The organism is Azospira sp. I13 (genome assembly GCF_003112695.1).
Classification (GTDB): Bacteria; Pseudomonadota; Gammaproteobacteria; order Burkholderiales; family Rhodocyclaceae; genus Azospira.
The window spans coordinates 37833-57481 of sequence record NZ_BFBP01000012.1; the positions used below are offsets into that span (position 1 = coordinate 37833).

Annotated in this window: 16 protein-coding genes; 5 read left to right on the top strand and 11 right to left on the bottom strand. The window is 65.2% G+C overall.

The genetic code is table 11. The features are described from left to right. Positions 1 to 33 precede the first annotated feature (33 nt). The 8 genes from AZSI13_RS12680 to rsmB all read right to left on the bottom strand — a co-directional run bounded on the left by AZSI13_RS12680 (position 34) and on the right by rsmB (position 12135). On the bottom strand, positions 34 to 2067 hold the full coding sequence (locus AZSI13_RS12680) for a primosomal protein N' (protein WP_109041539.1): 2034 nt from the start codon (positions 2065 to 2067) through the stop codon (positions 34 to 36). A gap of 513 nt (positions 2068 to 2580) precedes the next feature. Beyond that, a complete protein-coding gene (gene hemE / locus AZSI13_RS12685) occupies positions 2581 to 3663 on the bottom strand; it encodes a uroporphyrinogen decarboxylase (protein WP_109041540.1) in 1083 nt (360 codons plus the stop codon). A 118-nt stretch (positions 3664 to 3781) separates the two neighbouring features. Continuing rightward, positions 3782 to 5239, bottom strand: a complete 1458-nt coding sequence (locus AZSI13_RS12690; RefSeq protein ID WP_109041541.1) for a TrkH family potassium uptake protein — start codon at positions 5237 to 5239, stop codon at positions 3782 to 3784. Positions 5240 to 5249: 10 nt separating this feature from the next. Then, the gene (gene trkA, locus AZSI13_RS12695; RefSeq protein WP_109041542.1) at positions 5250 to 6680 is read right to left on the bottom strand and encodes a Trk system potassium transporter TrkA; all 1431 of its coding nucleotides are present in this window, start codon (positions 6678 to 6680) and stop codon (positions 5250 to 5252) included. A gap of 121 nt (positions 6681 to 6801) precedes the next feature. Beyond that, positions 6802 to 8058 carry a sigma-54 dependent transcriptional regulator gene (locus tag AZSI13_RS12700; protein ID WP_109041543.1) on the bottom strand — a complete coding sequence of 419 codons (1257 nt, stop codon included), beginning with the start codon at positions 8056 to 8058 and terminating at the stop codon, positions 6802 to 6804. A gap of 6 nt (positions 8059 to 8064) precedes the next feature. Further along, positions 8065 to 10200, bottom strand: coding sequence for an ATP-binding protein (locus tag AZSI13_RS12705; protein WP_109041544.1), 2136 nt, complete (start codon positions 10198 to 10200; stop codon positions 8065 to 8067). Continuing rightward, positions 10197 to 10808 (bottom strand): DUF4390 domain-containing protein, encoded by a 612-nt coding sequence (locus AZSI13_RS12710; protein ID WP_109041545.1) that lies wholly within the window; start codon positions 10806 to 10808, stop codon positions 10197 to 10199. Before AZSI13_RS12710 ends, AZSI13_RS12705 begins: the two co-directional genes overlap by 4 nt. Next, on the bottom strand, positions 10783 to 12135 hold the full coding sequence (gene rsmB / locus AZSI13_RS12715; protein WP_235609767.1) for a 16S rRNA (cytosine(967)-C(5))-methyltransferase RsmB: 1353 nt from the start codon (positions 12133 to 12135) through the stop codon (positions 10783 to 10785). Before rsmB ends, AZSI13_RS12710 begins: the two co-directional genes overlap by 26 nt. Before the next feature lie 163 nt (positions 12136 to 12298). Here rsmB and AZSI13_RS12720 point away from each other — a divergent pair, with 163 nt between their 5' ends. Both AZSI13_RS12720 and AZSI13_RS12725 read left to right on the top strand, forming a co-directional pair. After that, positions 12299 to 13201 carry a cation diffusion facilitator family transporter gene (locus tag AZSI13_RS12720; RefSeq protein ID WP_109041547.1) on the top strand — a complete coding sequence of 301 codons (903 nt, stop codon included), beginning with the start codon at positions 12299 to 12301 and terminating at the stop codon, positions 13199 to 13201. Continuing rightward, positions 13198 to 14142 (top strand): S1/P1 nuclease, encoded by a 945-nt coding sequence (locus AZSI13_RS12725; RefSeq protein WP_235609768.1) that lies wholly within the window; start codon positions 13198 to 13200, stop codon positions 14140 to 14142. Before AZSI13_RS12720 ends, AZSI13_RS12725 begins: the two co-directional genes overlap by 4 nt. Positions 14143 to 14252: 110 nt before the next feature. Here the strand turns inward: AZSI13_RS12725 and htpX are convergent, their stop codons facing one another. The 3 genes from htpX to def all read right to left on the bottom strand — a co-directional run bounded on the left by htpX (position 14253) and on the right by def (position 16662). After that, positions 14253 to 15098, bottom strand: a complete 846-nt coding sequence (gene htpX / locus AZSI13_RS12730; RefSeq protein ID WP_109041548.1) for a zinc metalloprotease HtpX — start codon at positions 15096 to 15098, stop codon at positions 14253 to 14255. 55 nt (positions 15099 to 15153) lie between these two features. Then, a complete protein-coding gene (fmt, locus tag AZSI13_RS12735) occupies positions 15154 to 16083 on the bottom strand; it encodes a methionyl-tRNA formyltransferase (RefSeq protein ID WP_109041549.1) in 930 nt (309 codons plus the stop codon). 75 nt (positions 16084 to 16158) lie between these two features. Further along, a complete protein-coding gene (gene def, locus AZSI13_RS12740) occupies positions 16159 to 16662 on the bottom strand; it encodes a peptide deformylase (protein ID WP_109041550.1) in 504 nt (167 codons plus the stop codon). Positions 16663 to 16730: 68 nt separating this feature from the next. Here def and AZSI13_RS12745 point away from each other — a divergent pair, with 68 nt between their 5' ends. Genes AZSI13_RS12745 through AZSI13_RS12755 form a run of 3 tightly spaced genes read left to right on the top strand, consistent with a single transcriptional unit; the run spans position 16731 to position 19459 of the window. Further along, positions 16731 to 17834 carry a LysM peptidoglycan-binding domain-containing protein gene (locus AZSI13_RS12745; protein WP_235609769.1) on the top strand — a complete coding sequence of 368 codons (1104 nt, stop codon included), beginning with the start codon at positions 16731 to 16733 and terminating at the stop codon, positions 17832 to 17834. Between the two features lie 5 nt (positions 17835 to 17839). After that, positions 17840 to 18970, top strand: a complete 1131-nt coding sequence (gene dprA, locus AZSI13_RS12750) for a DNA-processing protein DprA (RefSeq protein WP_201262384.1) — start codon at positions 17840 to 17842, stop codon at positions 18968 to 18970. A 9-nt stretch (positions 18971 to 18979) separates the two neighbouring features. Next, positions 18980 to 19459 carry a DUF494 family protein gene (locus AZSI13_RS12755; protein ID WP_109041552.1) on the top strand — a complete coding sequence of 160 codons (480 nt, stop codon included), beginning with the start codon at positions 18980 to 18982 and terminating at the stop codon, positions 19457 to 19459. The last annotated feature ends 190 nt before the right edge of the window (positions 19460 to 19649 follow it).

Consider the following 19649-nt stretch of genomic DNA (forward strand, 5'->3'; position numbering starts at 1 on the left):
GGGCGGCGGTGGGCACGCCCCCCATCTCAGAATTCAGAATTCCAGCGGGTCCACTTCCAGGTGCCAGCGCAAGCGGGAAGGCGCCTTGATCGCTTCCAGGGCCGGCCGCCAGGCGCCCAGGAAGGCCTGCAGGGCCGGGCGGGAGGTGCATTCGACGAGCAGCTGGCCCCGCTCCAGATTGGCCAGGCGCGCCATGCGCATGGGCACCGGGTCGTAGAGCAGCACCGGGCCGTCGCCATTGCAGTCCACGCCGGCCTCCCGGGCGGTGGCCAGGTAGGTGAGGGCGTCGGCCATTTCCGGCGCTTCGGCCCGCAGCATGGCCTGGTAGGAATAGGGGGGAAAGCCGGCGCTGCGCCGCTCTTCCAGCTGGCTGGCGGCAAAGGCGGCGAAATCGTGGGCCTTGAGGGCACCGTAGAGGGCGTGCTCCGGGTGCTCGGTCTGGACCAGCACCTCGCCCGGCAGTTCGGCCCGGCCGGCCCGGCCGCCCACCTGCATGAGCTGGGAGAAGAGGCGCTCCGGGGCACGCCAGTCGGCGGCGAACAGGGCGGCATCGGCCCCCACCACGCCGACCAGAGTGAGGCGGGGGAAGTCGTGGCCCTTGGCCAGCATCTGGGTGCCCACCAGGATGTCGGCTTCGCCGCCGTGGATCTTTTCCAGCAGGGCTTCCCACTGCTTCCGGCTGCGGGCCGAATCCCGGTCCACCCGCAGGATGCGGGCGGAGGGAAAGCGTTCCTGCAGGGTGCTTTCGAGGCGCTGGGTGCCGCGGCCGAAGGGGTGGATGTCCTGGTTGCCGCAGCTGGGGCAGGCCCGGGGAATGCCGTTCTCGAAGCCACAGTGGTGGCAGCGCAGGCGCCGGTCTGCCAGGTGCAGCACCAGGTTGGCGGCGCAACGCTGGCAGCGGGAAATCCAGCCGCAGGCGGGGCAGGCCAGCACCGGGGCATAGCCCCGGCGGTTGAGGAAGACCAGGCTCTGTTCGCCCCGCTCCAGGCGGGCATCGAGGGCGGCCAGGAGGGCGCCGGAAAGGCCGTCCTGCAGCTTTTCCCGGCGGGTATCCACCAGCCGCACCGGCGGCAGGGAGGCGGCGGCGTTGGCCCGGTCCGCCAGGGTGAGCAGGGTGTAGCGCCGGGGAATGCCCTCGCCCGTGGCATTGGCCCAGGTTTCCAGGGAGGGCGTGGCGGAGCCGAGGACGATGGGAATGCTGCGCTCCCAGGCGCGGAAGACGGCCACATCCCGGGCCGAGTAGCGCATCCCGTCCTGCTGCTTGAAGGAGGCGTCGTGCTCTTCATCCACCACGATCAGGCCCAGGTCGGGCAGGGGCGTGAAGACGGAGAGGCGGGTGCCCAACACAATGCGCGCCTCGCCCTTGAAAGCCGCCTTCCAGTGGCGGGTGCGGGCGGCTTCGGTGAGTTCGCTGTGCAGGCTGACCAGGCCGACGCCGGGGAAGCGGCGGCGCACTCGCTCTTCCAGCTGGGGCGTCAGGTTGATTTCGGGCACCAGCAGCAGGGCCTGGCGGCCGGTGGCCAGGGCGGCTTCCACCAGGCGCAGGTACACCTCGGTCTTGCCCGAACCCGTGATGCCGTAGAGCAGGAAGGGAGCGAAGCGGGCAGCCTGGTCCGGCGCCCCCAGCCCGGAGGCCAGTACCGCCGCCACGGCCTCGGCCTGGCCCGGGGTCAGCTCCGGCGGCGGCAGGAGGGCTTCCGCCTTCGTCTTGGCCTTGATGTTGCGGGCCTTCGGCGGGTCGGTGCGGCGCAGCCCCACGGGCAGGGCGGAGAGCATGACCTCGCCGATGGGGGCCTGGTAGTAGGTGCTGCAAAATTCGGCGAGGCGGAACCAGTCCGCCGGCAGAGGCGGCACGTCGTCCCGCAGGATCTCCGCCGTCTTCAGCTTGTGCAGGGGAATGTCCGCTTCGGCATCGGCCGCCAGCACCGCGGTGATGACGCCGATGCGGGTACCGCGGCCAAAGGGCGCCCGCACCCGCCGGCCGACATCGCCGGGGGTGGCGTCTTCGGCCAGGTAGTCGAACTGGCGGTACAGGGGAACGTCGAGAGCGACGCGGATGACGGGCATGGGCAGAGAGAGTATCAACGCGGCGCCAAGCTTAAGGGAGGGCGGCCGCCGAGGCCAGGGGAAATTCGGGCCGGGAGGCTGGTGGAACATCCTTCAGGGGCTCGACAACCCGACAAAAATCGGCGGGTCAAAACGGGCCGGCTTAGGCGCTTTTGTTCGTGTCCCTTCTCCTGAAATACCCCCAACTCCTTTGCCCCAAAGGACTTTTTTAGTTACCCACAATTCCTGTGGATAACTTTGTGGATTGCTTTCGGATAACCCCGCCGATGAGGCCTGGCACAAGGCTTCCTGTCACTTTGCTGCAAAATAAGGCAAATTTATTATCGTTAATAATCAATGCATTACGAATACCACCAAGGTCCTAGTCATGGCAATGTCAGGATTTGCCAGAGATTTGGCGTTCTGTGCATAAGTCAAGGGGGGACTGGCTGAAATTTTGGCCGTTTTGCCATTGACGAGGCAAAAACAATGGCGCCCGCAGGCGCCATTGTGGGGGAAGCGGGAGAAAGGGGATCAGCCCTGTTGCCGCAAGGCCCGGCTATGGCCATGGACGGCTTCCACCAGCGCCGTGACGTGGTCCGGAGGGGTGAACTGGGAAATGCCGTGGCCCAGGTTGAAGACGTGACCGGTCTTGCTGCCGCCGGCAGCGTGGTAGGAATCCAGCACCTTCTTGGCTTCGGCCTGCACCACTTCGGGAGAGGCGAACAGCACGTTGGGGTCCAGGTTGCCTTGCAGCGCTACCTTGCCGTTGGTACGGCGGCGGGCTTCGCCGATGTCGATGGTCCAGTCCAGGCCCACGGCGTCGCAGCCGATGGCGGCGATCTTCTCGATCCACAGGCCGCCGCCCTTGGTGAAGACGATGCAGGGAATCTTTTCCCCGTCCTTCTCCCGGGTCAGGCCGGCGATGATGCGGCGCATGTACTGCAGGGAAAATTCCTCGTAGGCCGCAGCGGAAAGGCCACCGCCCCAGGAGTCGAAAATCATCACGGCCTGGGCGCCGGCTTCGATCTGGGCGTTAAGGTAGGAGGTCACGGCATCGGCAGTCACAGAGAGGATGCGGTGCATCAGGTCGGGACGGTTGTAGAGCATGGTCTTCACATGCCGGTAGTCGTCGGAAGAGCCGCCTTCCACCATGTAGCAGGAGAGGGTGTAGGGGCTGCCGGAGAAGCCGATGAGGGGCACGGAGTTGTCCAGGGCGCGGCGGATCTCGCTCACCGCGTCGGTGACATAGCGCAGGTGCTCGTAGGGGTCCGGGGCCTGCAGGTCACGGATAGCCCATTCTTCCCGCAGGGGGCGCTCGAACTTGGGGCCTTCGCCTTCGGCGAAGTAGAGGCCCAGGCCCATGGCGTCGGGCACGGTGAGGATGTCGGAGAAGAGAATGGCCGCATCCAGGTCGTAGCGGGCCAGGGGCTGCAGGGTCACTTCGCAGGCCAGGGCCGGGTTCTTGCACAGGTCGAGGAAGCTGCCGGCGCGGGCCCGGGTCTCCCGGTACTCGGGCAGATAACGGCCGGCCTGGCGCATCAGCCACAGGGGGGTGTAGTCGGTGGGTTCCTGCAGCAGGGCGCGCAGGAAGGTGTCGTTGCGGGGTCGGGTCACAGGGGGCTCCGCCGGGTTAGCTAGAAAGACCCGGATTATCCTTCGGAACCCCCGGGCCTGTCATTGGGTTAGATCAAGCCCGGGGCAGATGGCCCTTCCGCCCGGCGGCGGCGGGCCCCTACTTGCGCCAGAAGGCGGGGGTTAACACCACCAGCAGGGTGAAGATTTCCAGTCGCCCAAGCAGCATGGCGAAGGAGCAGACCCAGGTCTGGAAATCGCTCAGCACCGCATAGTTGGCCGCCGGCCCCACCGCATCCAGCCCCGGCCCCGCATTGTTGAGACAGGCAACGACGGCGGAGAAGGCAGTGACGATGGGCAGGTCGCTGGCCGACAACAACAGGGTCAGGCTGACGATGGTGACCATGTAGATGAAGCTGAAGGCCAGCACCGCATGGAGCACCGAATCCGGCACGATGCCGCCCTGGATGCGCACCGGATGGACCGCCGTGGGGTGCATGGCGCGCACCAGTTCGCGGAAGACCTGCTTGTAGAGGATGATGGCCCGCATCATCTTGATGCCGCCGCCGGTGGAGCCGCCGCAGGCGGCGAAGCTGCACAGGAAGAGCACCCACAGCTGGGCAAACATGGGCCACAGGGTGTAGTCGGTGGTGGCGAAGCCCAGGGAGGTGGCCAGGGAAATGACGTGGAAGGTGGTGTAGCGCAGGGCGGTGAAGAAGTTGTCGTAGAGCCCGAAGGGAATGAGGTAAAGGGCCAGGCCGACGGCGCTCACCGCCAGCACGCCGAGGTAGAAGGGCAGCTCGAAATCCCGCCGGTAGGGCTTGAGGCTGAGGCCCCGCAGGGCGAGGAAGTGGGTGGCGTAGTTGATGCCAGAAAGTAGGGCGAAGCCCATGGCCACCAGTTCAATGGTGAAGCTGTTGTAGTAGCCGAGGCTCGCATCCCGGGTGGAAAAGCCGCCCAGGCCGAGGATGCTGAAGGCGTGCATGACTGCGTCCCAGCCTTCCATGCCGGCCCACCACAGGGCCAGGGCGCAGAGCACAGTAAACAGCAGGTACACGCCCCACAGGCCCTTGGCCGTTTCAGCGATGCGCGGCGTCAGGCTCGACTCCTTCATCGGGCCGGGTAGTTCCGCCTTGAACAGGGCTCGGCCGCCGATGCCCAGCAGGGGCAAAATCGCCACCGCCAGTACGATCACCCCCATGCCCCCCAGCCAGTGCAGGAAGGTGCGCCAGAAGTTGATGGAAAGGGGTAGGGCATCCAACCCCGACATCACCGTCGCCCCGGTAGCCGAGAGGCCGGAGGCGGCCTCGAAATAGGCGTCGGTGAAGGAGATGTCCGGCAGGTAGAGCAGGAAGGGCAGGCTGGCGAAGAGGGGCAGGATGGTCCAGGTCAGGGCCACCAGGAGAAAGCCGTCCCGCACCCGCAGGTCCTGGCGGTAGCGGCGGGTGCACACCCACAGCAGCAGGCCGATGGCCAGGGTCACCAGGATGGCATCGTCGTAGGCCGAGGTGGCGCCGTCCCGGGCGTAGGCGGAGACCGCCAGGGGCGCCAGCATGGTCAGGCCAAAAATGAGGACGATCAGGCCCAGGGTGTGGAAAACGGGGTAGAAACGACGCATGGCGGCCCCGTCAGAAAAAGCCGAAGCCGACCTGGAACAGCTTTTCCACCTTGTACACCAGCTTCTTGTTCACGCAGAAGACGATGACGTGGTCGCCGGACTGGATCACCGTGTCGCGATGGGCGATGACCACGTGGCCGTAGGCCTGGATGCCGACGGGGCCTTCGTAGCGGATGACTTCCGGCGTATCCAGATCGCGCACGATGGCGGCGATGGTGACGCCCTTGGGCAGGGAAATTTCGCCGATGCTGCGGCCCACCACCCGGGAAGAATTGCGGTCACCATGGGCCACCAGTTCCAGGGCTTCGGCGGCGCCGCGGCGCAGTGAATGGACCTGGGAAACGTCGGCCCGCCGCACGTGGGCCAGCAGGGTGCCGATGGAGACCTGGGCCGGCGAGATGCCGATGTCGATGGGCCCGCCCTGCACCATGTCGGCGTAGGCACGGCGGTTGATCAGGGCCAGCACCCGCTTGCAGCCCAGGCGCTTGGCCAGGGAGGCGGCCATGATGTTGTCTTCGTCGTCATTGGTCAGGGCGAGGAAGAGGTCCATCTCGGCGATGTTCTCCTGCTCCAGCAGCTCCTCGTCCGTGGCGTCGCCGGAAAGCACCAGGGTGTTGCCAAGGCGGGGGGCGATCCATTCGGCCCGGCTACGGTTGTTTTCCACCAGCTTCACTTCCAGGCGGTTTTCCAGGGCCGTGGCAACGCGGAAGCCGATGTTGCCGCCGCCGGCGATCATCACCCGGCGCACCGGGGTCATCATGCGCCGTAGTTCCTTCAGCACCGGGCGGATATGCTCCGCCGCCGCCAGGATGAAGACCTCGTCGCCGGCATGGATGACGGTTTCACCTTCGGGGATGATGGGCTGGTCCTGGCGGAAGAGGGCGGCAATGCGGGCATCCACCTGGGGCGGCAGATGGTCGCGCAGCTTATGCACCGGCTTGCCCACCAGGGCGCCGCCCTCGTAGGCCCGCACCGCCACCATGACCAGACGGCCGTCGGCGAATTCCAGCACCTGCAGGGCCTCCGGGTAATCCACCAGGCGCACCACGTAGTCGGTGATGTTCTCTTCCGGACAGATGGCAAAGTCCACAGCGAAGTTTTCTTCCGCCAGCAGCTGCTCGTCTTCGAGAAAGTCGGCGGCCCGCAGGCGGGCGATACGGGTCGGCACGTTGAAGCGGCTCTTGGCGATCTTGCAGGCCACCAGATTGGTCTGGTCGCTCTGGGTAACGGCGATGAGCAGATCCGCATCGTCCAGGCCGGCATCGGCCAATACGGAAGGCAGGGCGGCATTGCCGCAGATGGTGCGCAGGTCGAGACGGCTTTGCAGGGAGGAGAGACGCTCCCGGTCGCTATCGACGATGGTGATGTCGTTGGCCTCGTGCACCAGGGCCTCGGCCACGCTGGCGCCCACCTGGCCAGCCCCGAGAATGACGATTTTCATGATTTCCCCAAGCAGGAGCGGGCTCGCTGGAAAGCCGGCGGCCGCTCCTTATCGTTATGGGGAGAGTGTATCGCCCTCCGGGCGGAGGGCGCTGTCAGGTCGAGCCCTTACACGCAGTGCTTCAGACCTCGGCGCCACGCTTGCCGGTGCTGACGCCCAGCTGCTTGAGCTTGCGGTAGAGGTGGGTGCGCTCAACCCCGGAACGTTCGGAAACCCGGGTCATGTTGCCCCCTTCCTGGCGCAGCAGGTGCTCGAAATAGAGCTTCTCGAAAGCATCCCGTGCCTCTCGCAGAGGCTGGGCAAAGAGGGGTTCCAGGGGCGTTGCCAGCTCCGCCCCCTGGCTGCTGCGCAGCAGGCCGGCCACGTCTTCGGCACTGATTTCTTCTTCCAGGGCCGTCAGCGCCAGGTTTTTCACCGCTCCCTGCAATTCGCCCCAGGCATCGCTGCCCCAGCGGTGCATGCGCAGGGCGTTGAGGGCGGCGCTGGAGAAATGCCGGGCCGGTGCTTCGCCCCGTTCCACCAGATGGGTGAGCAGCAGGGCGGCGATCTCCGGCACCTCGTCAGCATGGCTGCCAAGCTGGGGCAGGGCCACCCAGACTTCGCCCAGGCGGGCCGCCAGGGCCAGGTCCCAGCCATTTTCCGGCAGGCTGGAAAGGGGCTTGTTGCTGGCCACGACCAGCAGCAGCTTGTACTTGTCCAGGCGCTCCAGGGCGAAGGCCAGGTTCATCTGCTGCAACTTGCCCAGGGCGGCCAGGTCCGGCACGAAGAGCAGGCCGCCGGCCGCCTGTTCCAGGCGCTCCTGGGTCAGGGGGCCGGATTCGGCGGCCAGGTCCAGCCAGGGCGAATGGGGCGCTTGCAGGGTGCGGGCGCAGATTTCGGCGATGGCGCCAGCACCGCCCTTGAGGTGCAGTACGGCGGCGCTCTTGGCCGCCTGCTCGAGGCGCTTTTTCAGATCCTTGAGCAGGGGGGATTTGGCCAGGGCATCCAGGGTCAGGGGGGACTTGGTGGCCTGGGCGTCGTGCTTGAGGGCCTTTTTCACCGTGGCCAAAAGCTTCTGCAGGGCAATGGGCTTTTCCAGGAATTCCACGGCACCGTGGCGGGTGGCTTCCACGGCGGTGTCGATGGTGCCGTGGCCGGACATCATCACCACCGGCATGGTCAGCAGGCCGGAGGCGCCCCATTCCTTGAGCAGGGAGATGCCGTCGGTGTCGGGCATCCAGATGTCGAGCAGGACCAGGTCCGGGCGCTTTTCGGCCCGGATGCGGCGGGCGGCCGTGGCATTTTCCGCCAGGGAAATACTGTGGCCTTCGTCCTCCAGGATCTCCGACAGCAGTTCCCGGATGCCGATTTCGTCATCCACAACCAGAATGTGAGCCATGGTGCTTCAGTCCTCGGATGTCTGTTGTACCGCCAGAGGCAGGCGAATGCTGATCTGGGCGCCGCCCCCGGCTTCGTTGTCGTGTTTGTTGGTGATGTCGATGCGGCCGCCGTGCTCGTCCACGATCTTGCGCACGATGGCCAGGCCCAGGCCGGTGCCCTTGGGCTTGGTGGTGACATAGGGTTCGAAGGCCCGGGCGAGGATTTCGGCCGGGAAGCCGGGGCCGTTGTCTTCCACCACCAGCCGGGCAAAGCGGCCGGACAGTTCGGTGGCGATGCGAATATCGGGCGCCGGCTGGTCGGCCAGGGCATCCTCGGCGTTGCGCAGCAGGTTGTGGATGATCTGCCGCAGCTGGGTGGCATCCCCCAGTACCGGCGGCAGGTCGCCGGCCAGATGCACGTCGATGCTGGCGTGGGACGTTTCGTAGAGGCCCAGCACCTCGCCCACCAGGGCGTTGAGGTCGAGTACCGCCAGCTCCGGCGCCGGCATCCGCGCGTAGTCACGGAAGTCGTCCACCATGCGCTTCATGGCCTGGACCTGGTTGATGATGGTCTGGGTGCCCTTGTTGAGGGTTTCGGCTCCTGCCGTATCCAGCTTGGCTTCCAGCTTCATCTGCAGGCGCTCGGCGGAAAGCTGGATGGGGGTGAGGGGATTCTTGATCTCGTGGGCCAATCGGCGGGCCACTTCGCCCCAGGCGGCGCTGCGCTGGGCGGCGATCAGCTGGGTCACCTCGTCGAACACCACCACGTAGCCGCCACCACTGCCGGCCGGCAGCTTGGAGCCCCGCAGCAACAGCACCTGGGGCGGCAGGCCGGGGCGCTCCAGCTCGATCTGGGCCTGCCAGTCCTCTTCCGGATGGGCCGCAAAGCCGTCGCGGATGGCCCGGCCCAGCAGGTTCTGCCGCGGCCAGGCTTCCACCGGTTCGCCAGCCAGGCCGACGAAATCGTCGCCGACGATGGCGGCGGCCCCGGCATTGGCAGCCCGCAGGACGAAGCGCTGGTCGAAGGCCAATACCCCGGCAGAAAGGTTGGCGAGGATTTCTTCCAGATAGGCCCGGGCGGATTCCAGCTCGCTGCGGTGCCGCTCCGTGTCGCGACGGGCCTCGTCCAGTTGGCGCGTCATCTGGCTGAAGGACTGGGTCAGCACCCCTAGTTCGTCCCGGCTGTAGATGGCCTGGCGCGGCGTGAAGTCGCCGGCCGCCACCGCCTGGGTGCCTTCGGCCAGGATGGAGAGGGGTGCAGAAAGACGGCGGGCGAGGAAATAGGCCACGGCGATGGCGGTGAACAGGGAGAGCAACAAGGCCAGGGTCAGCGTCAGGGCGTAGATCTGGGTGAGGCCCTGGCGGGCCAGGGAAAGCTCCTGGTAATCCCGATACACCTCCTGCACCGCATCGGCGTTGTCGGCAATGGCCGAGGGCACGCTCTGGGTGAGTTGCAGGATGCGGGGTTCCTCGGTCAGCCCATAGCCGTGCACCGCCACCAGCACCTTGAGGACCATCTCCTGGCCTTCGCCTTCGATGGAGGCCAGGCCCCGGGAGAGGCGGGCCTGCTTGAGCTGGGTGGAGGAGGGCAGGGAGGGCAGCAGGGCGGAATAGTCGCCATTGGCGTTGGCGATGACCTGGCCGTTGGCGGCGAAGAGGGCAGCGCTTTCCACCCCGGCCTGGTCCCGCAGGCGGTTGAGCAGCAGGCGGCGGCTGCCGTCGGGGCGGTCCGCCAACTCCTGGGCCATCTGCCGACCCTTCTCGGTGAGATCGGAGAGCATGGCATCCAGGGCACTACGCCCCAGGTTGAGGCCGGATTCCAGGGCCTTTTCCACCCGCACGTCGAACCAGCTTTCGATGCTCTTGGTGACGAACTGCACCGAGATGGCGTAGATGGTGACACCAGGCACCACCCCCATGAGAGCGAAGAAGACCAGCAGGCGCAGCTTCAGGCGAGAGCCGAAGACCTTGGCCCGGTGCTCCCGCCACAGGGCCCGCAGTTGCCAACCGACCAGGCTGGCCAGGGCCAAAGCCACCAGGCCATTGAGCACCAGCAGCCAGGGATAGTTGCGGGCGAAGAGGGCGGTATTGGCGGAGGCGGAGGCCAGCAGGAAGAGCAGGATGCCGCCCAGGGCGGCGGCAACGACGAGCAGGGCCCTCATTTGGCGGGCTCCCGGGCGCTGCCCTCTTTCGGCGGCTCATCCTTGGGTGCGGTGAAGGGCCAGAGCAGCCAGTCGGAGGAAAGATTCCACTCCCGGCTGGCCAGGGCGGTCAGCTGGAAGGGCTTGGGCAGCTGGGAAGGGTCCAGGCGCAGGCGCAGGGCGGCCTGGTAGGTATCGCCGGGGCGCAGGCTCACGGACTTGTCGAGCACCGTCCAGTGGCGCAGCCGGGCCAGGATGCGCAGGGCCTCTTCCAGGGAAGCGAAATTCTGGTGCAGGGCGCCGGAAGAAAGTCGGTACTGACGGGTCAGGGCGTTGTAGGAGAGGCGAATGGTCTGGCTCTTCGCCACCACCTTGTCGTCCAGCCAGTACCAGCGGTTGCGGTTAAGCTCGAATTCGACCAGGAAGTTGAGGACAACACCCCGGGTCACCGCCTCTTCCAGGCGGGAATTGAATTCGAAGGAAAAATCGGCGGAAACGGCGTAGCCATCATCGGTGGGCAGCAACTGGGGATTGCGCACCTCCACCTCGCCGGCAGCGACGGCCAGGGAAAGCCAGCCGCCGAGCAGGACGAGCAGCAGCAGCCTAGGGACGTTTTTCCAGAAGGGCATAGTAGAAGCCGTCGTGATCGCTGCCGGGGAGCATCTGGTATTCGGGCTGGCCGTCAATCGGGAGTGCGGCTGCATCGGCATGGCGACCGAGGAAGGCATCGATCTGCCGGCTGTTTTCCTCCGGGAAAACGGAGCAGGTGGCGTAGAGCAGGCGTCCACCCGGCGCCAGGGTAGGCCACAGGGCTTCGAGAATCTGCCGTTGCACCCGGGCGAATTGGGCAATATCCCCTTCCCGGCGCAGCCATTTGCTATCGGGGTGGCGGCGCACCACGCCGCTGGCCGAACAGGGCACATCGGCCAGGATGCGCTGGAAGGGGCGGCCGTCCCACCAGTCGTCGGTCCGCCGGGCATCCGCACAGCGAACCTCGGCCGACAGGCCCAGGCGCTGCAGGTTTTCTTCAACGCGGCGACTGCGTTCCCCATCGGCATCGAGGGCCAGGAGGGTCGCTTCCGTACCTTCGAGAATATGGGCAGTCTTGCCACCGGGGGCGGCGCAGGCGTCCAGCACCCGCTGGCCGGCCTCGGTCCCGAGCAGTTCGGCGGCCCGCTGGGCACCCCAGTCCTGCACGGAAACCCGGCCACTGAAAAAGCCGGGCAGGATATCCACCGCGACGGGCTTTTCCAGCACCAGGCCGTTCAGGCCGAGGCGACGGGCCCCGATACCGGCAACGGAAAGCTCCGCCAGATAGGCCTCCGGGCTGCCCTGACGGGCATTGTTGCGCAGGGTCATGGGGGCTTGGGCATTGCCGGCAGCGGCAATCTGCTGCCAGTCAGCGGGATAGGCCCGCTTCAGCTTCTCCAGCCACCAGGCGGGATACCAGCAAGCCGCCGGGCTGTTTTCCTTCACCTCGGCCAGCAGTTGCTCACGTTGCCGCAAATAGTTGCGCAGCACGCCGTTGATCACCCCACGGAAATTGCCCTTGGCCAGGGTAGCGGCAGCAGCCACAGCCTGGTCCACCACGGTGTGCTGCTGGTCCGGGCGGCTTTCCAGACGGTACAGGGCGCATAGCAGGAGTCCCTGGAGCTGGGTTTCTGCAAGGGGCTTTTGCAGCAGGGGCGCCAGCACGGCCTCACCCCAGCCGTAGCGGCGCAGGGCGCCATAGGCCAGATCCTGGGCCTGGGCCCGGGTGGCCGGCAGGGCACCCTGCAACAGACGGGGGAGCGCCTCGCTCAAACTGCGCCCGGCCATCACTGCCGCCACCGCACTGCTGCCGAGTAAAAAGGCCTGGGCCAGGGAGTCGGCAGCGGGAAGCGGCAGGGCCTCCGGCCGGGGGGCACGGCGGGCAGAAGCAGGTCGGGAAGTACGGGAGGGGGGCAGGGCAGGCAAGGCGGAACTCACAAAGGGTCGGACACGGCGGCAACCGTCACAGTCGGCCGGCAATATGCAGCGCAGTTTAGCACGGCAGGCCCCCGGCCCTGGCGGCCCCAGGCGGCCCGGTCGGGACTTCCTGGCGGGCGACCGGCCCCTTTTTTTGGAGGATAATCCGCCCATGCCCCAATCATCACTGACCCGCTACGCTTGGCTGTCCATCGCCGCCGCCCTCGCCACCATCCTGCTCAAGGGTGCTGCCTGGCACTGGACCGGCTCCGTCGGCCTGCTTTCCGATGCCCTGGAATCCTTCGTCAATCTGGCCGGTGCCCTGATGGCCCTGTGGATGCTGACCCTTTCGGCCCAGCCAGCCGACGACAAGCATTCCTACGGCCACGGCAAGGCGGAGTATTTTGCCAGCGGCTTTGAGGGCCTGCTCATCCTGCTGGCGGCCTTCGGCATCGGCCAGGCTGCCATCCTCCGCCTGCTGGCACCCCAGCCCCTGGAGCAAGTCGGCATCGGCCTGGCAGTCTCGGTGCTCGCCTCCCTAATCAACCTGGGGGTCGCCCGGGTCCTGCTGGCGGCGGGCAAGCGTCACGCTTCGGTAGCGCTGGGGGCCGATGGCGCCCACTTGATGACCGATGTCTGGACCTCGGTCGGCATCATCGCCGGCGTTGCCGCTGTCGCCCTGACCGGCTGGCTGTGGCTGGATCCGGTGCTGGCCCTGGCGGTGGCCATCCATATTCTGTACACCGGCTGGACCCTGGTGCGGGAGGCGGCAGCCGGCCTTATGGATGCCGCCCTACCGGAATCGGCACTGCAGGCACTGGAGCAATCCCTAACCCCCTACCGGGCCATGGGGATCGGCTTCCATGCCATCCGTACCCGCCAATCGGGTAACCGGGCCTTCATTTCCCTCCATGTGCTGGTGCCCGGTCATTGGACGGTGCAACAGGCCCACGAACTGGCCGAATGGGTCGAGGAGAGCATTCGCCAGGCGGTGAGTGGCGCCCATGTCACCACCCACCTGGAACCCCTGGAAGATCCCGTCTCGCACCAGGACATCGACCTGGACCGGGCATGAAATTCGGTGGTCGGCACCGACTGCTACTGGCGGCCGGGCTGGCCGCCTGCCTCAGCTCTACCCAGGTGCAGGCCTGGAATGCGGCCGGGCACCGCCTCAGTGCTGCCATTGCCTGGGAACATTTGTCTCCCAAAGCCAAAGCTAAGACCACTCATCTCTTGCAGCAGCACCCGGCCTATTCCGGCTGGCTGCAACAAACCCGGCACTACCCCAATCAGGAGACGGATTTCGTCGCGTTCGTCGAAGCCGCCACCTGGGCCGATGAATTGCGCCAGGAGGCCAGAAGCGCTCGGGCAAGGCGCATTCTCGAAGACAACCCGACCTCCGACATCAATGCCCACCCGGACTGGCATTACGAAAACCTGCCGCTAGAACCCGGCCCCCTGTCCCCGGAGGGTCTTGGTGAGCGAGGACAGCTTTCGCGGCAGATTGAACAACTGTCAGAGCAGCTTGCCGACGGCAGCCAGAGGGGCAGAGAGCAGGCGGAAGCCCTGGCCTGGCTAATCCACCTTGTGGGCGATATCCACCAGCCACTGCACGTGGTCAGCCGCATGACGCCGGAAGGTATTGGCGATGCAGGCGGAAATCTGCTGGCGGTGATTGAACCCGAGCGGCCCCGCCGTACGCCATCCAATCTTCATGCTTATTGGGACAACCTGCCCGGCACTTCCACGCTGCGGGGAGACGCCTTGGCCAGCCAGGCCCAGGCATTGCAGCGGGAGTTTCCAGACAAACGCAAGGCGATGGGGGATGTTCATCTGTGGCGGGAGGAATCCCGAAGCCTGGCCCGGGATTTTGTCTACGCCCTCTCCGACATCGCCACCCCGCCTGTGGTACTGGATGAGCACTATCGCGGGGAAGCCCAGGCCATCGCCCGTCGCCGGCTCAGCCAGGCGAGTTACCGCTTGGCGAGACTGCTAAATCACGTGTGGGGGAAATAGTCTGTTCCACGTGAAACATCGTGATGACCTACCCGCGAACTTGTTCCACGTGAAACAAAAAAGGCGCCGTCGTATCTGACAGCGCCTTTTAATGAAAGAAATACTGGTGCTCAGCGACTCATCTGGCGCAGACGGGCAACCCGCTCTGCCGTCGCCGGATGGGTTGAAAACAGACCGGCCAAGCCACTGCCGGACAGGGGATTCATGATCATCATCTGGGCCGTCTCGGGGTGAGCCTCAGCCGCCTCCATGGGAATTCCCCGAGCGTAGGCGTCGATCTTGGTCAGGGCATCCGCCAGCGCCAGGGGGTCCCCGCTGATTTCTGCACCGCCGCGATCCGCCTCAAATTCCCGGGAGCGGGAAATGGCCATCTGAATCAAACTCGCGGCCAGAGGGGCCAACAAGGCCACCAGAATGCCGGCCAGGGGATTGGCCGGCCGACCTTCGCTATCCCGTCCACCAAAAAACACGGCGAAATTGGCCAGGGCAGAAATAGCGCCAGCCATGGTGGCGGAAATGGTGGAAATCAGGATGTCCCGGTGCTGCACGTGGGCCAGCTCGTGCGCCATGACACCCCGCAATTCACGCTGACTGAGCATCTGCAGGATGCCGGTGGTGGCGGCTACGGCGGCATTTTCCGGGTTGCGCCCGGTTGCAAAGGCATTGGGCTGAGCCTCGTCGATGATGTACACCCGCGGCATGGGCAGGCCAGCACGGCCGGCTAGTTCCCGCACCATATTGAACAGGTAGGGAGAGGATGCTTCATCCACTTCCCGGGCGTTGTACATCCGCAGGACCATCTTGTCCGAGTTCCAGTAGGCGAAGACATTCATCGCACCACCGAAAGCCAGGGCCAGCAACATGCCTTGGACGCCGCCCAGAAGACTGCCGATAACGCCGAACAGGGCGACGATCCCTGCCATCAGCAGGGAGGTCTTGAGCCAGTTGCCAAACATGGGGTAACTCCTAGACGGGAATACTGGAAACTAGATGAGACCGCTCAGAGGAATTTCAAGACGCCTTGGGCAACACAAAGCTCGCCCCCACCGCCACACCATTGCCGGCCAGAAACTGAGCAACGGGCAAACGCTTGCCACCGGCTTTCTGCAATTCGGTCAGGCGCAGGGCGCCACTACCGCAAGCCACTACAATGCCCTGCTTGTCTGCGGCGAGAACTGTTCCCGGAACGCCGTTACCCTCGACGGGAAAGGCCTGCCAGATTTTCAAGGCGGCCCCATCCAGCACGGCCGTAGTGCCAGGGAAGGGATTGAAGGCCCGGACCTGGCGGTCCAGCTCTTCGGCTGAACGGCGCCAGTCCAGCGGCGCTTCGCCCTTGTCCAGCTTGGCGGCATAGGTCACCCCCGAGACATCCTGCACCACGGCAGGCAAGGGCAGGCGGCCAATGGCATCGACAATCAGACGGGCGCCCTGAACAGCCAGCTTGTCATGCAGGGAGCTGGCCGTATCCCGGGCATCGATATCAAGGGCTTCGGACAGCAGCACCGGTCCGGTATCCAGACCAGCCTCCATCTGCATGATACATACCCCGGTCTGGCGATCACCCGCCAGGATGGCCCGGTGAATGGGTGCCGCCCCCCGCCAGCGGGGGAGGAGGGAAGCATGGATGTTGAGGCAACCCAGACGCGGCATATCCAGTACCGACTGGGGCAAGATCAGGCCATAGGCCGCTACCACCATGACATCCGCCCCAGCCTGGCGAACCCGTTCCTGGGCCTCCGCATCTTTCAAAGAGACGGGCTGAAAGACTTCACTGCCGCGGGCCAGGGCCAACTGCTTCACCGGCGAAGCCTGAAGCGCCATGCCACGGCCGGCCGGCCGATCCGGTTGGGTAAGAACCAGGGGAATGGAATGGCCAGCCTCGTAAAGGGCGGCCAGGGCCCGGGCAGCAAATTCCGGGGTACCGGCAAAAACGATATTCATCGGCGGATCAAATCTGAAAGGGGAGATGAAGCGGGGAGGGGAGGCCCATCGGGCCTTCCCCGGGGAACGGCAGCCTCAGGCCGTGATGCGGGCCTGCTTGGCCAGCTTCGCCTTGATACGACCTTGCTTGAGCTGGGAAAGGTAATCGACGAAAACCTTGCCTTGGAGATGGTCAAGTTCGTGCTGGATGCACACGGCCAGCAGACCGTCCGCCTCGAGGGTGCGGGGCTGACCGTCCATATCCAGAAAGCGCACCGTCACATGCTCGGCCCGCTCCACCTTGTCGTAGATACCGGGGACGGAGAGGCAACCTTCCTCACCCACCTGCAGGCCATCCCGATGGGTGATTTGGGGATTGATCAAAACCAGCAGGTCGTCCTTGGTTTCGGAGACGTCGATGACAATTACCTGCTTGTGTACATTGACCTGGGTGGCAGCAAGACCGATACCCGGCGCTTCGTACATGGTTTCCGCCATGTTCCGGGCCAGGGTGCGAATGCCGTCGTCAACTTTTTCAACCGGTGCGGCCACTTTTGCCAAACGTGGGTCCGGGTAGCGCAAAATGGGGAGTAAAGCCATAAAAAGCTTGCTCGAATAACCTATTACATGCAGAATTTAAACCAAATCCCTAGATTCGGGACATGGGAGTGGACAACAAAAAAGCCGCTCTGTTCCAGCAGCGCGAGGACGCCACGATGATTCGACGCCTGTTCGGCCGCAAGGGCCTGAACCCTGCCCGCATTATAGCCACCCTGTTACTGGCTGTCGCCGCCAGCAGCGCCGGCGCCCAGGAGGCCCTCGGCATTGCCGACAATGCTCCCGACCGCCATATCGTTGTTCCCGGCGACACCCTGTGGGGTATCGCCGGCAAGTTCATCAAGGAACCGTGGCGTTGGCCGGAAATCTGGCGCCTGAACAAGGAACAGCTGAAAAACCCCCATCGCATTTTCCCGGGTGACGTCATCGTCCTGGTCAAGGGCGACGATGGCAATCCCCAGTTGAAGATTGCCAAGCCCCTGAAGCTCCAGCCCAAGCAGTACACGGAGAATATCCAGTCGGAAATCCCGACCATTCCCCAAAGCGCCATCGAGCCTTTCCTCACCCAACCGTTGATCGTCGAGCCGGAAGGCCTGGAAAACGAAGCCCGCATCATCGCCACCCAGGAAGAGCGCGTATATCTGGGTAACGGCGACAAGGCTTTCGTCGTCAATATGCGGGAGCCGGCCGAAATGTGGCATGTATACCGCCCCGGCATACCGTTGAAGGACCCTCAGACTCAAGAGGTCCTCGGTCACGAGGCCTTCTACCTAGGCAACGCCCGGCTGATCCAGCCGGGCGATCCGGCCATGGTGGAAATGCAGGGCTTGAAGCAGGAAGTGGGGCGTTTCGACCGCCTCATGCCGGCCACCCGGCCCCCCCTCATCACCTATGCCCCGCGCAAGCCCGACTTCAACATTGAGGCCCGCTTGATTTCCATTTACGGTGGCGTCGGCAGTGGCGGCCGCAATTCGGTGATTTCCATCTCCCGTGGCGTGCGGGACGGGCTGGATGTCGGCCATGTACTCGCCCTGTATCGCAACGAACAGCGCTACGAGCACCGTAACGAAAAGGGCGAACGTGAACAGGTGTTCGTTCCCGCCCAGCGCTACGGTCTGGTTTTCATCTTCCGCGTCTTCGAGCGGGTTTCCTATGCCCTCGTCATGGAATCTGCGGTACCCCTGTCCCTCTCCGACATCCTCCGTACCCCCTGACCACCATGGCTGACCGGTCCCTGGCTGCCTGGCTCCGGCTGACGCTGGTACCGGGCATCGGACCGGAAGGCCAGCGCCATCTTCTGGCAGCCTTCGGACCGCCGGAGCAGATATTTGCCGCCAGCCGCAGTGAGCTGCGCGGCGTTGTCGGCAAGAAGGCCGACCTGCTGCTGGATACGGACAATCAGGATGCCGTCGCCCGGGCGCTGGCCTGGGCAAGCCAGCCGGGAAACGCCATTCTTCCCCTCGGGGATGGGAATTACCCCCAACTGCTTCTCGAGTCGGCTGATCCACCGACCCTTCTCTATGCAAAAGGCCGGCTCGAACTGCTCAACCGGCCTGCCGTCGCCATCGTCGGCAGTCGCAATGCCACCCCCCAAGGAATCCAGGATGCCGAAGCCTTTGCCAGATCCCTGGCGGCAGACGGCTTGACCATTGTCAGTGGCCTGGCCCTGGGAATCGACGGTGCCGCCCACCGGGGTGCGGTAGACCAGCCGGGCAGCACCATCGCCGTCATTGGCACTGGGGCTGATCGCATCTACCCGTCGCGGCACAAGGAACTGGCGCTGCAACTGGCCACGGACGGCGTCATCATCAGCGAATTTCCCCTCGGCACTCCAGCCGTTGCCCACAACTTTCCCCGCCGCAACCGCATCATCGCCGGACTGGCCGCCGGCTGCCTGGTGGTTGAAGCCGCCATGGAAAGCGGCTCCCTGATTACGGCCCGCCTGGCCGGAGAACTGGGCCGCGACGTTTTCGCCATCCCTGGCTCCATTCACTCGCCGGTGGCCAGAGGTTGCCACCGCCTGATCAAGCAAGGGGCCAAGCTCGTGGAAAATGCCCGGGACATTTTTGAAGAACTCGGTCACCTCACCCTGGACCTCCCCGGTCAGCCTCAACCCCGATCGGCCACCACTGCAGCAGCCCAGGTCACTACCGGCACCGCCAGCCGCCTGTCACGGGACGAAGCCAAGGTGATCGCCGCCCTGGGCCACGATCCTGCCAATATGGACCAATTGCTGCAGCGCACAGGCTTGACGACGGAAGCCCTATGCGCCATCCTCGTCGCGCTGGAACTGGCCGACCATGTCGCCAGCCTCCCCGGTGGCCGCTATCAGCGGCTTGCCGCCACCTGATGACCGCCCATGTTCGACATCCTCGTTTACCTTTTCGAAAATTACGTTGATTTCGCCGATTTCAGCGAAGCCGATCCCCAGGCCGAGAGCAACAACGGCTCCGCCCTGTCCCACAAACTGACCGCCGCCGGCTTCGCCGAGGAAGAAATCACCGAAGCCCTGAGCTGGTTGCGTGGTCTGCAGGACAACCCCCCCCTTCACCACCTTCAGGCTGACAGCCGCTCACTGCGTGCCTATACCGCCGAGGAAAGCAGCCACCTGGGCGTCGAAGCCCTCGGTTTCCTGCATTTTCTCGAACAGGCCGAAATCCTCTCCACCGAGCTCCGGGAACTCGTCATTGAGCGGGCCATGGCCCTGCCGGACGATGGCCTGTCCCTGGCACGCTTCAAGCTGATCGTGCTGATGGTTCTGTGGAGCCGGCAGCAGCACCTGGATGCCCTCATCGTCGAAGAACTACTGTCCGATAGCGCTCCGGAACATCTGCACTGATTCATCGGGCCGCTAAACCGGTCCGCGTCGCCGCTGGGGCGGAAGCCAATACCTGCCCCTTGCCCGCTTTGCCGGGCCCCACTCCTTTCCGCCTGCCGACACCCTGAAACCGGGCTCCTTGCTTGCCAAGGCCGGCAAGTCCCTCTTATCATCCCCCGCACCTCCCGACCGGGAACGCCAGAGGCCCCCT